This window comes from Thermanaeromonas sp. DSM 22490, assembly GCF_056378755.1.
The window spans coordinates 59,971-73,179 of sequence record NZ_JBJHHE010000004.1 but is presented as its reverse complement, the minus strand read 5'-3'; the positions used below and the strand labels follow the sequence as shown (position 1 = coordinate 73,179).

The 13,209-nt window shown below is 48.8% G+C and carries 11 protein-coding genes; all 11 read right to left on the bottom strand.

The window, feature by feature from the left end:
• Window positions 1-76: 76 nt before the first annotated feature.
• The 11 genes from AC1BI1_RS04415 to AC1BI1_RS04365 all read right to left on the bottom strand — a co-directional run bounded on the left by AC1BI1_RS04415 (window position 77) and on the right by AC1BI1_RS04365 (window position 13,208).
• The gene (locus AC1BI1_RS04415; RefSeq protein ID WP_476716063.1) at window positions 77-1,288 is read right to left on the bottom strand and encodes an MFS transporter; all 1,212 of its coding nucleotides are present in this window, start codon (window positions 1,286-1,288) and stop codon (window positions 77-79) included.
• 156 nt (window positions 1,289-1,444) lie between these two features.
• Window positions 1,445-1,786, bottom strand: coding sequence for a Zn-ribbon domain-containing OB-fold protein (locus AC1BI1_RS04410; RefSeq protein WP_476716062.1), 342 nt, complete (start codon window positions 1,784-1,786; stop codon window positions 1,445-1,447).
• Window positions 1,787-1,789: 3 nt separating this feature from the next.
• Window positions 1,790-2,983 (bottom strand): thiolase C-terminal domain-containing protein, encoded by a 1,194-nt coding sequence (locus AC1BI1_RS04405; protein ID WP_476716061.1) that lies wholly within the window; start codon window positions 2,981-2,983, stop codon window positions 1,790-1,792.
• Window positions 2,984-3,027: 44 nt separating this feature from the next.
• Complete coding sequence (locus AC1BI1_RS04400; RefSeq protein ID WP_476716060.1) at window positions 3,028-3,681, bottom strand: hypothetical protein; 654 nt, start codon at window positions 3,679-3,681, stop codon at window positions 3,028-3,030.
• A gap of 345 nt (window positions 3,682-4,026) precedes the next feature.
• The gene (locus tag AC1BI1_RS04395) at window positions 4,027-5,172 is read right to left on the bottom strand and encodes an aminotransferase class V-fold PLP-dependent enzyme (RefSeq protein ID WP_476716059.1); all 1,146 of its coding nucleotides are present in this window, start codon (window positions 5,170-5,172) and stop codon (window positions 4,027-4,029) included.
• A 243-nt stretch (window positions 5,173-5,415) separates the two neighbouring features.
• Window positions 5,416-6,717, bottom strand: coding sequence for a uracil permease (gene uraA / locus AC1BI1_RS04390; RefSeq protein WP_476716058.1), 1,302 nt, complete (start codon window positions 6,715-6,717; stop codon window positions 5,416-5,418).
• A 177-nt stretch (window positions 6,718-6,894) separates the two neighbouring features.
• Window positions 6,895-9,246 (bottom strand): xanthine dehydrogenase family protein molybdopterin-binding subunit, encoded by a 2,352-nt coding sequence (locus AC1BI1_RS04385; protein ID WP_476716057.1) that lies wholly within the window; start codon window positions 9,244-9,246, stop codon window positions 6,895-6,897.
• The gene (locus AC1BI1_RS04380; protein ID WP_476716056.1) at window positions 9,243-9,716 is read right to left on the bottom strand and encodes a (2Fe-2S)-binding protein; all 474 of its coding nucleotides are present in this window, start codon (window positions 9,714-9,716) and stop codon (window positions 9,243-9,245) included. The genes AC1BI1_RS04385 and AC1BI1_RS04380 overlap by 4 nt, the downstream gene beginning before the upstream one ends.
• Before the next feature lie 4 nt (window positions 9,717-9,720).
• Complete coding sequence (locus AC1BI1_RS04375) at window positions 9,721-10,560, bottom strand: FAD binding domain-containing protein (protein ID WP_476716055.1); 840 nt, start codon at window positions 10,558-10,560, stop codon at window positions 9,721-9,723.
• Between the two features lie 338 nt (window positions 10,561-10,898).
• A complete protein-coding gene (locus tag AC1BI1_RS04370) occupies window positions 10,899-11,684 on the bottom strand; it encodes a cyclase family protein (RefSeq protein WP_476716054.1) in 786 nt (261 codons plus the stop codon).
• Window positions 11,685-11,798: 114 nt separating this feature from the next.
• Window positions 11,799-13,208 carry a YlbE family protein gene (locus tag AC1BI1_RS04365; RefSeq protein WP_476716053.1) on the bottom strand — a complete coding sequence of 470 codons (1,410 nt, stop codon included), beginning with the start codon at window positions 13,206-13,208 and terminating at the stop codon, window positions 11,799-11,801.
• Window position 13,209 lies beyond the last annotated feature (1 nt).

Here is a 13,209-nt window from a genome sequence, read left to right as displayed (position 1 = left end):
ACACTACCTGGACAATATTATTCCACAAGTAATTTCCTTTCCCTGCTACTTCCAGTTTTTCTCCTATCAAAGTGAGTTATAAACTTTGCCTTTTAAGGGGTTGGTGTCGTCTGGGTTCGCGTACCTCCACAAGTACCCATAAAAGGTTAAGGAAAAGAAGACAGGTAGCTGTGTAAAAGATGGATTTTAGCCCAAAATATGCAGACCAGAAACCGGTAGTTAGGGGGCCTAGAAAATTGCCAAAAAAGAAAGCGCTAGAAGTTAAGCCATAGACGCTACCTCTTCTTTCTGCAGGCGTAAACAGGCCTATGATAGAATTGGCAGACGGTAATAGCCCTCCCAAGAAAAACCCCTGGATAAAGCGTAAAGATATTAGAGTCCAGATGTTAGAAGCCAAGGCTTGAGGAAAATAGAGCAAGGCCGAACCAAATAAATTGACAACAAGCAATTTTTTATACCCCAGTTTCGGCGCGAGATAACCTACTACAGCCGCACCCATGAACGAAGATATACCTTGCACGGCTATGGCTGTACCGGAATAAGTGTTTAGGGCGGTAGAAGGGCCTACTAAATTCTTCACGTAGAGGGGTAAAAGCGGTTCCACTCCGCGGGTAGCAAATTGCGAAAGAAAAATAACCATAAACATGACCCAGATAGCTGATGGCCAAGACAGACTAGGAAAAAGGCTGGCTTTCTCGGTTTCTTTTTCCTTCGGGGATTGAGAGGGTTCGTGTATGTTAAATATAGCGAGAAGCGTGGCCGCGACAGCAATAAGACTTCCCAGCTGAAAGACGCGGCGGTAGGGAAAGAAATCTGAAAGTATGCCGCCCAGAAGGGGACCCAAAAGGTACCCCAGTATTTGGCCGGCCTGAAGCAATCCTAAGGAATAGCCCAAACGGTTTTCCGGAACGCTGGTGGCTATTAGAGAAAGGGCAGCGGGGGAAAAACCGCTGAAAGCTCCCTGTAAGATACGAAAAATAAGAACATGATATACAGTAGAGGAAAAGCTAGTGAGGAATGTAAAAAGGGCGATGCTCGCTGCCGAACGAATGAGCATGGGCTTCCGGCCGTAACGGTCAGAGAGGTTACCCCAAAAAGGAGAGAGAAGCCCTGTAAAGAGTGCATTTACTCCCACCAGGGTACCGCTCCACCTCTGTAAGTTTTGAGTTTCCGTAACGCCCAGCTGGGAAATAAAAAACGGTAAAAACGGGGTCACGATTTGAAAAGTAGCTGTAACCATAATCTGGATTACAACAGCGGTATAAAGGTTATATTTCCATTTTTGCATCGTCTGAACTCCTAAGGCTTAGGTTAACCCATTAAAACATTATAGCACTCTGGCCTTGAAGGAGCCACGAACTGTTCCCTGAAAATAACCCTGTTTGAAGGGGATTGACACCAAAAAAATAAGCCGGCTTACGCCGGCGACAAAAATATCATCACTTTACTCAGCTTTCCTAAAGATAAAGCCGTAATAATCTCTCCCTATACCTTCTTTAACTAAATCGACTGTGGCCCTTACCTTCATGCCTATAGCCAGGTCCTCGGTGGCCATCTGTCCGGCAACGCGTACTCCGTTGGGAAACTCGACAATACCAAAAGTCAGCCAGGGCTTCATATAGCCCTCTGGCAAGTTGTACACGCGGGTATAGGTCAAAAGCGTGGCTTCACCTTCTAAAGGGATCTCCTCAAACTCCCGGCCTCCGCACTCACGGCAAACTAACCGGGAAGGATGGTATAGCTTGCCGCACTGGGTACATTTATAAGCATACATTCTAGGTTCCATGGCCTAACCATCCTCCCTGGTCAAAATTGTGGCTACCACATTATTACCAAAGCCGCCAAAATTGACAGCCAGCCCATGTTTAGCGCCCGCCACCTGGCGCCCACCGGCTTCCCCACGTAACTGTCGGACCAGCTCCACTATTTGAGAAACGCCGGTAGCTCCCAGAGGGTGCCCTTTAGCTTTCAAGCCGCCGGAAGTATTAATGGGAATTCTACCGCCAACCTTTGTTTCGCCTCGGCGCACCGCGAGATGGCCTTCTCCCTTACGGAAAAAGCCTACTTCCTCCGAAATAGCGATTTCCAGGATTATGAAGGCATCATGGAGCTCAGCCACATGGATGTCTTCTGGCTTAAGGCCAGCCATCTGGTAGGCACGCTCGGCGGCCAAACGCACGGCTAATAAATCGGTAGGATTTTCTCGTTCAGCAACGACGTGAGTATCAGTGGCCTGTCCAATGCCGGCAATCCTGATAGGCTTTTTAGGGAAGCGGTCGGCCACATCCATCGCACAAAGCACTAAAGCAGCGGCACCATCGGAAACAGGGCATACATCGTACACTCGTAGGGGTTCAGCTACATAAGGATTAATTACATGGGCATCCTCGTCCTCAGTAATAGCGTGCAAACTAGGAACCAACTGGATGTGCGCCACGGGATTATGCATGGCGTGCTCGTGATTCTTTACCGCCACCATAGCTAGATCTTTTTCGGTTACGCCATACTTCTCCATATAGAGTCTGGTAAACATGCCGGCAAGGGCCGGGAGAGTAAGCCCGTAATTATACTCTGCTTCCGGGTGGAGCATAGTCGCCACAAAATCTGTGGCTTCCCACCCGGTCACCACGCGCATCAATTCGCCTCCTACCACCAGGACAACGTCACACATCCCGCTGGCAATGGCCATATAGCCCAATTTGACGGCCGAAGCGCCGGAAGCCGGCCCGTTCTCAATGGTTTCAGCCATAGCGGGTTGCAGGTTGAGCGTGTCCACCAGGGCGGAAGCCACGCTGCTCTGGCGGTTAAGCATACCTGCCCCCATGGTAGCTACGAAAACCTGGTCTACTCCGTGATCTTTACCGGGTTTGATACCGGCGTCATCAAGGGCTTCCAGGGCTGCAGCGCCTAGCATCTCAACTAGCGAGCCATTCCACCTGCCAAATTTGGTATGACCAACACCGACAATACCAACTTTCCTCAAGGTAATCCTGGCCCCCCTCCTCGTTTGTAACCAGGTATCTGGGGTTAGACGGAAACGGAAGGAACTATAAGCTTCTTGGCTACTTCCAGCATCTCGGGAGGTACTGGACGGCGGCCGGTACATTTCATAGGCTTATGCTTTTCCCACAGAGCCTTGGTCAAAACATAGGTAGGAACGCCACCCAGCTCATGCCAGACTTCCGGACGATATTCAAGCTCATATTCAATCATCCAGCGCCGGAAGCCAATGGGGCTTTCCGCCACGATATAAACTTCTTCTTGACCTAGAAAATCGAAGTGATATTCCATCTTGGCCGCAAAAAGTTGCGCACCAATCCTGAGGCCACGTTTAAGAGTCATAGTATGATAGGACATACCCACCTTCTCATTTACCAACCGGCCGTTGACAATACCCGCTATGACGCCGTCGATGGTGCCCACCAGAACATACTCATCTTTCACCCGGTAGCGGTAATAGCCAAGGAGCTCTGCATAGAGGCGAGCAGCCACAATATCATAAAAGTCTTTTTCTACCATTACCAAAGGCCTTACTGCTTCCAGAAGGCGTGGAATATCTTCGCGGCCCACCTGATGGACAACCATTTTTTCCCCTGAGGCTAAAGTAATATACTTCGGGGGATAGGGAGGCATCGGAGTCTCCGGTGGACGCAGAGATTGTTCCAGTTTGTCAACGAGCATTTTAAATCCTCCTCCTTAATCCTTGACTTTATTTAGTATAGTGACTGTTTGAAATCGTTAATGTTTGTTAACGTTTTACATAGTCCCTGCTCCTTTCTAAAGATAGTTATCGCCCTTGTGATATACGTTTTATTAAATTTATTAACGTAAACAAAGCCATAAACCTTTGTAAATTATTTATAAACTTTTACCTCGGTCTTTATGGTAATCAACTACCCCTCTCTTCTCTGACCCCAAAATAAGGGGAACCCCCTAAGGATTCCCCCACTCCTACAAAATATATAAAGAAATTCAGATTTTTAACGCAATCTTTCCGCTTGCTAAATTATAAGGAATAGCCAGGCCTTAATGTTTGGCTATATCCAGTAGGGCTGCCAGAAGGGTATCGATATCCTCCTGGGTGTTAAAATAGCCCAGGCTTACCCTTACTGTCCCCCGTTCTAGAGTGCCAAGGGTGCGGTGAGCACAAGGGGCACAGTGCAGCCCGGACCTCACCATGATGCCGTAAACATGGTCCAAAACGTAGGCTACTTCACCAGCGCTTATCTCAGGGAAATTGAAAGACACCACACCAACTTTAGAGGCAACATCCTGAAGACCATAAATTTCTAATCCGGGTATTCCCTTTAGCCCTTCTTGCAGATAGGCGAGGAGCTCCAGCTCTTTTTTTCGTATCTTTTCCACACCGGTTTCCAGCAAAAATTCCACCGCCGCCTTTAAGCCCGCCAAACCTGCTACATTCTGCGTTCCCGCCTCATACCTGTCTGGCAAAACCCGGGGCTGTTCTTCTAGAGCCGATTCGCTCCCGGTCCCTCCCTCGATAAGCGGTGCTGGCTCAAAACCTTCCCTAATATATAGACCACCCGTCCCCGGCGGTCCCATCAACCCTTTGTGACCCGTGAAGGCTAAAAGGTCTATATTCATGGCCTCCACGTCAATAGGATAAGTCCCTGCTGTCTGGGCAGCATCTACCAGAAAAGCTATGCCCTGCTTCTGAGCTATTTTCCCTACTTCCTCCACCGGCATCAAAGCACCGGTAACATTGGAAGCATGGAGCATGACTATCATCCTGGTCTCCGGCCGGATGGCTTCCTGGAGATCACGTAAGTTAAAAGGGCCTCCTGCAGGACAAGGAAGGGCAGTGATTTTCACCCCTTTTTCCCGCTCCAGCCGTTTTAGGGGCCGCCAGACGGCATTGTGCTCCAGGGATGTAGTTATAACGTGATCTCCCTCTTTAAGCAATCCCTTGATAGCCAGGTTTAAGGCTTCGGTAACGTTAAAGGTAAAAACTATACGGCTCACATCCCTTATGTTGAACAGGCGGCCTAAATTGCAGCGAGCCTCATATACCACCCTGTCGGCTTCCAACGCCAACCTGTAGGCTCCTCTACCCGCACTAACCCCTATACTTCTCATGTAATCGCTCATGGCCTTATATACTTTCTCTGGCTTAGGAAAGGAAGTGGCGGCATTGTCAAGATATATAGACATGGTTCGCAACTCAACTCCTACTGTGACCTATTTTAAATACATCAATATTATACTTTATCTTTGGATGTAAGACTGGCAAACTTTCGCAACCTATCCTACTAATGTACCTCAGACCGGTTAAGCAACCGCAGACTTGGTATTCCCCTAAGCCCGGTTAAAAGAGGTTTTTTAGCAAAAAATTAAGGGCGGGTAACTACGTTCCGCCCTCTTCCCTTTAATATTCATAATATTTAATGTGTCTGTTTAATGGCTCTCAGTTACCTTCCTACCTTCAATATTATTCCCAGGAGTCGGTATTTCTTCATTTAGTAACTTCAAGGTGCTAAATAGATAGGCTACCAAGCTTATAATAATACCAACTACTGCGGCTAACGCCATGCCCTTCAGTTCTACCGTGCCAATCATTATCTTGGCGCCGCTTACCCCGAAAGTAAATACAACTGCTGAAAGCACTAAATTAAAGTTACGTGAATAATCGACCCTCTGTTCTACAATCATCCTAATACCTGCTGCTGCTATTACACCGAACAACAAGATAGTAATGCCGCCCATAACCGGTACCGGTATGGCTTGGATAAGAGCAGCAAGCTTACCTACTAACGACAAAACTATAGCAATGATTGCTGCTCCCCGGATTACCCAGACAGCATAGACCCGCGTAATGGCCATTACTCCAATATTTTCTCCATAGGTAGTATTGGGCGGGGAACCTGTGAAGCCGGAGAGCATATTGGATAACCCATCGCCTAGCAACGACAGGTGCAAGCCAGGATCTTTTACCAGATCGCGTTCAGTAATATTGGCGGTTACAATAAGATGCCCGATATGTTCAGCCAAAACTACCAACGAAGCCGGGAATACTATAGCAATAGCGTTCAGGTTAAAAACGGGAGCATGAAAGGTAGGTATCTTAAACCAAGGGGCACTGGCAATGATATTCACATCTACCATACCCCAGAAGAAAGCCAGTATATAACCTGCAATAACAGCGATCAATACAGGAATAACCTGGAAAAAGCCACGGAATACTAGCGAACCAAATACTCCCACCGCCAGCGTAAACATGGAGACGGTTATGGCCCTAACATCCACTTTATCTCCCACCAAGCCCGCCATTTGGGCAGCCACCGGTGCCAATTCGAGCCCGATTACGGCCACCACAGCCCCCATGACCGGAGGCGGTAGAACTATATCGATCCACTTGGTACCAGCCCACCTGATAATGAATGATACAATGACGAAGAATAACCCGAAGAAAATGTAGCCGGACTGCGCAGCATTATAGCCGTATTTGGACATGATTAATAGGGTTGGAGCGATAAAAGCAAAACTGGAACCCAAATAAGCAGGAATTTTACCCTTGGTGACAAAACTGTAAATCAAAGTACCAATACCATTCATCAATAAAGCGATAGCAGGGTCGATTTTAAACAGAAATGGTACTAATACAGTAGCGCCAAACATAGCTAACAAGTGCTGCAGTGAAAGGGGGATCGTTTCTAAAATAGGCAGTTTCTCTTCAATCTGGATGACTCGTCGCGCCATTCGTCAATTCCCTCCTTTTTCAAATACTTTCCTAAGTTTCACCATAAAAGAATATCTTCTTAATGTTGTACTGTTCTCTATAAACCTCCTTTCCAGCATGGGTCAAAATTATTATTGGCTGGACACGGTGTGGCTTCAGTTCAAGTCCCCACCGTGTCCTAAACTCCAAGATGCCACCTATTTCTCCTGTTTCTTCTGCCAGCCTAAGTAGACTTTTTCTGCCGATAGAGGCCCTTCCAGCATTTCTAAACCGATGGCATTGGCCAGGGCATTGCCGATGGCTGGAGTAATAGAGATCATCGGGTGTTCCGCTACCCCCCTGGCGCCATAAGGGCCATCCAACTGGGGCGTTTCCACAAAATAGACTTCTATTTCCCGGGGCAAATCTTTTACCGTCGGTATCTTATAATCCACCAGGTTCCTGGTCAACAATCTACCTTCAGCATCATAAACCAGGAACTCTGAAAAAGCTGTACCCAAACCTTGGACAATACCACCAATTACCTGCCCTTTAACTAAAGTTTCATTCAAAACTTTACCGACATCAAAGGCGGATACAACTTTAAGGACTTCGATATTACCGGTTGCTGTATCCACCTCGATCTCGACGCCATGGGCGCCGTAAGTCCAGTCCAGGGCCGGATATCCCTGACCAGTTTCCGGATCAAGATAGGTTAGACCCTGCGCTATATACTTCCCTCTGCCTATAAGGGGTCCACCCACGGCATTACCATTTTCGTAGGTATAGCCTATGGCCAGTTCACGGTAGGATAATTTCTTGTCCGGGTGGTGGCGGACATAAATTACCTCCTGGCCAAATTCCAGCTCATCCTCCGCCGCTCGTAAGACGGCTGCTGCCAGGCTCCTCATTTGCGCCTTTAAATCTTGACAGGCCCGGATGAGGGCATTACCGCCCATAATGGAGAAACGGCTGGCTACCGTTTGCCAGTCATAAGGGCTGACCTCCGTATTTGTTTCCCAAACAACATGAACTTTTTGCAGAGGCAGGTGCAACTCCTCGGCCGCAATCTGGGCTAACGTGGTATAGGTGCCCTGGCCATAGTCAATCCCACCTACTAAGACATGAACCGAACCGTCTTCGTTCATCTTTACTATGGCCGAAGAAGCAGTCCAGGTTGGCATGGCCGGCGCTTTATGCAAAACGGCCAGCCCCTTACCCCGGTACTTACCGGTCTCTCTCTCCCGAGCTTTCTCTTCTTCAGTTTTTCCTGGCGGCCAGCCGATCTTTTCAGCTACAATAGCCAGGCACTTGTCAACCCTGCCTGTGTTTTCATGAATCTTTTCCCCCGTGATAGTGATCGACCCGGGCTTAAGGAGGTTCTTCATCCGGAATTCCAGGGGATCCATTCCCAGTTCCTTGGCTACCAGGTCCCGCTGGCGCTCAATGGCCCAGAAAAACTCGGCATGGCCAAAACCCCGGTAAGCCGTGCCAAAGATATGGTTAGTATAAATAGTGTAAGAATCTATTTTAACGTTCTCTATCTCATAGGGCCCCACCCCGGAATAACCTGCAGCCCGGCCGATATTAACACCGTAATCGGCATAGGCCCCCGCATCCCATAGATATTCAATTTCCTCGGCAATAATCCGGCCATCCTTGGTAACGCCAGTCTTGATTCTGGCTACCAAGCCCTGGCGGCAGGGCAGAGTGGAACACTCTTCTTCCCTAGTAGCAGCTAATTTAACCGGCCGGCCGCGGGCCGCCCGCGACAGACAGGCTACCAGTGCTTCCAGGTGGATACCGGCTTTGCCGCCAAACCCGCCGCCAACATAGGGTACAATAACCTCAATCTGGCTTCGAGGTACTCCGAGGGCCACACTTAAAAGGTCACGCACGGCAAAGGGCGACTGGGCACTCGTCCACACTTTAATCCGGTCGCCGGTGGACCACTTAGCAATAGTCACGTGGGTTTCCAAGGGCATATGCAGTACCTGGGGCTGGTAAAACTTATTTTCAACTATTAGGTCCGCCTTGGCAAATCCTGCTTCGATATCCCCTTTACGCACTTTAAAATGATTGGCAATATTGGTTCCCGGTTTAGGGAAGTAAACATTTTTAATCCAGGAATAGCTACCTAAATCTTCGTGGACCAGGGGAGCGCCTTCCTTTAAGGCTTCCTCTACATCAAGTACTGCCGGCAACGGTTCATATTCTACCTCGATTAAATCGACAGCTTCCTGAGCCGTATCCAGGTCAATGGCTGCGACAGCCGCTACGGGTTCTCCAAAATAACGGACTTTCCCGGTAGCCAATACGGGGCGATCAATCATATATATTCCTAATTTATAAGGGACATCCTGACCCGTAAGCACAGCTTTTACACCAGGTAAGGCCCGGGCCTTACTGGTATCCATTCTTTTGATCCTGGCATGGGCGTAAGGGCTGGTTTTTAATTTTGCATAGAGCATGCCTTGAATCTTCAGATCGTGAACGTAAAGGGCTTCGCCGGTTACCTTTTCCACCCCGTCAATTCGGGGAATTCCGGCTCCAATCAGGTTCTGGCTCATTCTTGCGCCCCCCTTGCAGCCACAGCTTTGATGGCTTCGACAATGGGTACATAACCTGTGCACCGACAAAGATTGCCTTCAATGGCTTCTTTAATCTCTTCTTCCGTTGGATGAGGGTTTTCATTCAGCAGCGCCCTAGCAGCCATAATCATTCCCGGGGTACAAAAGCCGCATTGTAAGGCATTATGCTCGATAAAGGCCCTCTGCAGGTCGGAAAGCTCACCGTCCCGGGCTTCACCTTCTATAGTAAACACTTCCGCTCCTTCGGCTTCCACCGCCAGCACCAAGCAAGAATTAACTGCCTTACCGTTAAAAATTACCGTACAGGCACCGCATTCACCAGCACCGCATCCCTCTTTAGTTCCCGTCAGGTTCAACTCTTCGCGTAGAAGCCACAGCAGCGTTTTGTCTGGTTCCACTGCCACACTCACTTCTTCCCCATTGACCTTTAGATTAATAACCTTCTTCATACTCTCAAACCTCCTTTCCCAAGATTCCCAGGACCTGCCGGACCAGATAGTGGACCATGGCCAAGCGGTATTCCCTGGAGGCCCGCTGGTCGCTGATGGGATTTACTTGCTCCATTACTTTATTGATAATGGCCTTAATGTTTTCTTCTTGCTGCAAGGCATCGCGCCGGACTCGCTTAAGCCCTTGAACAAGTACCGGTGTCGTCGCCACTGCTCCCAAGGCCAGGCGCAGCTCTCCCTCCTCGCTTAAAAATCCCGCCACACTTACCTGGGAGAGGTCGTGCCCTTTAATCCGCGACTTTTTTAAATACACGCCCTTTCCACTACTCACCGGTATTTCCAGCCTTACCACCAGCTCGTTTGGCCGCAGGGCATTTTTCTTCACACCAACAAAAAATTCTTCTATGGGTATTTCCCGGCTTCCCGCCCGGGAAAAAGCCACTACTCTAGTCCCTAGCACCAGTGCTGCGGGAGCCATATCAGCTGCCGGCGAGGCGTTACAAAGGTTGCCGATAAAGGTTGCCCGGTTGCGGACCAGGCTGTTGGCCAGGGTCTTACCGGCCTGGGCCAGCAGGGGATAGTGGATAATAACCGGAGCTTTCAGCAGTTGGTTAATAGTTATGGCACCCCCTAAGGTCAGGCCCTTCTCTGGTACATATTTCAGCTCCTGCATCTCCGGAATATGTTTTATATCAATCAAATATTTACATTTCAGGACCCTGTCCCTTAAATTGACAATAATATCTGTTCCGCCGGCAAGCACTTTAGCTTCCTCGCCATATTTATCTTTGAGTTCAATAGCTTCGGCAAGGCTGGTGGGCCTGAAATATTCTATTGCGGCCATCAGTTACACCTCCCGTTTAACCCTTTAATTTGTCCTCGTTTTTAAGTTTTCTCTCTAAAAATTAACTTTGGTGGGTCATCCTTCATGAAATGAATTACTTATTAACATCATGAGGTAAATTCTGTATATTCTATCGCCTAACCTTCGTAATAATTAACAAAATACTTTCAGGAAAACTAGATACCTTTACTAAAAATCAGTGTACATTTCCTACAGTCAGCTCTAAAAATGCCAAACAAAAATGACAATGTTAACCTTACGGGCTAAAAATTAACGGCGAATGCTGCTAAAACCAAAGACAAAGCATTCGCCGTTAATTCATAGCGTTGGCTCATAGTTCACTTTTCATCAAAGGCCACAATGCGGCAGATGGAAGACTCGCCTCCTACGAACCTCCAGGGGAAGCAGCCGATAACTACTCTCTTGTTTAAAATCTTATCGATCTCTCCCCCTACGTTTTCCGCATGGATTATATCATAAGGGAATAGAGCTATATGCATAAGCTGATAGTCTTCCGGCGGGAAGAAATCGTCCAAGCCCTTGCCATATTTCTCCCGCAGGTGCTTATCAGCTTCCCTAGCCTGCACAGGCATCCATTCGCGGATTTTGGTATTCATGGGGTGATCGGCCGAGCCGCAGTCCACGCCGATCCACTTGATTTTCATTTTGCGGCACCAAGCAGCAAATTCCCGCGTGGGGCCGGGGTGTTTTACCATATACCGCACTTCATCAGCTTCCGGCTGGTCCCAGGCGTAATGATGGTATCCCGTATGGATAATTAAGATGTCTCCCTCCCGCACTTCCACTCGATCAATAATATCCTGGGAGGTATAGATTCCATAGTCTTCGGCTATGTCACTAATGTCCACCACTACTCCGGGTCCTACCAAGTAATCCAGGGGTAGGCTGGCAATATCCTTGCCATGGGTACAGAAATGCAGGGGACCATCCAGATGGGTACCCACGTGGTTGGAAGTGGTAATAAGCTGTCCGTTAGCCCCGTTGGGCGCTAACCTCTTGAAAAATTTAATCTGCAACGGCTCGTAAGTAGGCCAAGCTGGCGTGAGATGGCTTAAAGGTTGGGTGAGATCATACATTTGTACTTTGTCCCAAAAAGATAGCATGCCAATCCCTCCTCAAATTAATAGGATTTTATTAGTTTTGCGCAGGGCCCAAGAAGGCCACTTGCTCACACAAACTAAATGGCCTTGCCTCCCCCTCTATCCGGCGCACTCTTCTCAGGCGTACTGTTCAGCAAAGGCTAACAAAGCCTTTTCAAAACATTCCCAGGGAGGATTGACCAGGCCGGCACCCACCTGCCCTATACCAGGTTTTTTGTGAGCAATACCTGTGTTTATTTGCGGCAAAATACCCGTCTCCACGACCTTGCGGATATCAATGCCTGTAGCTGTTCCCCTGAAGCCTAAAACAGGGATGGTAAAGAATTTGTTTTCCTCTAAAGTGATGCTATACATCTTCCGTGAAAAATTCAGGGCGTCCTCAGGAGTGCCGCCTACAAACTGCACTATAGGAATGGCCGCCGCCATGGCAAAACCGCCTAAACCAGCTGTTTCGGTAATAGCTGAGTCCCCTATGTCCGGGTTAGCGTCGTTCTCGGTAAAACCGGGGAAATAAAGTCCTTTGACCTGCTGAGCTGGTCCCGTAAACCACTGATCCCCCAGACCGCTTACTTTAATTCCAAATTCTGTCCCGTTACGCGCCATAACCGTTACCACAGTACTTTTGGGGATACCATGGGCCGCATCCAACATAGCTTTGGCAGCCGGCATGGAGAGATTTAAGAAAAAGTGATCATTATTGTTAATAAATTCCAATACCCGTCGCAGATCTGGCAAAGGATAGCCTGTCTCTAAAATATGAGGAGCTATGGCCCGAACGAAGAGGGAGGTAGCCGCTTTGTTGCGGTTGTGTACCTCATCGCCCATATGCAGGGCCTGAGCAATGAGGGACTTAAGGTCAAGGCCGCCAGCCAGCTCTAGGGCCGCTTGGAGCACCGGGGCCAGGACTTCAGCCATCCAGTGAAGCCTGTCCAGGACTTCCTGGCTATATGCCCCATAACGCAGAACCTTGCCCAAGCCTTCGTTTAAAGTACAGTAAGCGCGGTTGCCATGGGTCTTATTTTCGACGATAAATACCGGCATAGAGGGAGACACTACCCCTGCCATGGGGCCTACGCTGGAGTGTTCGTGGCAAGGGGAATACTCTATCTCCCCTGAGGCAGCTAGCTTTTCCGCCTCTTCCGCTGACCCCGCCCAACCTTCATAGAGAAGTGCGCCTATTATGGCCCCCCGTAAAGGCCCTGACATCCTTTCCCAAGTTATGGGCGGCCCGGCGTGCAGTAACATACGCTCTCCAAAACCTGGGATAACTTCTTTTGCCTTCCCAATGCCGACTAAAACCGGCTGGGCAGAATTATATCTATCCAAGGCTATACGGTTCGCCTCTTCTATATCTTCCCGTTCCGACAATTGGTCCAGGATTTTAATGAGTTCTACTTGGCCCCGGGCAGGCGGTTCCCACCTCACCTGGTATACAGTGGCCCCCTGGGCCTGCATAGAGCGGGCAAAGACCTCGCTGCCCAGGTTCACTACGTTCAGCTGGGGTGGCCAATTCGCGAGTACTGGCATA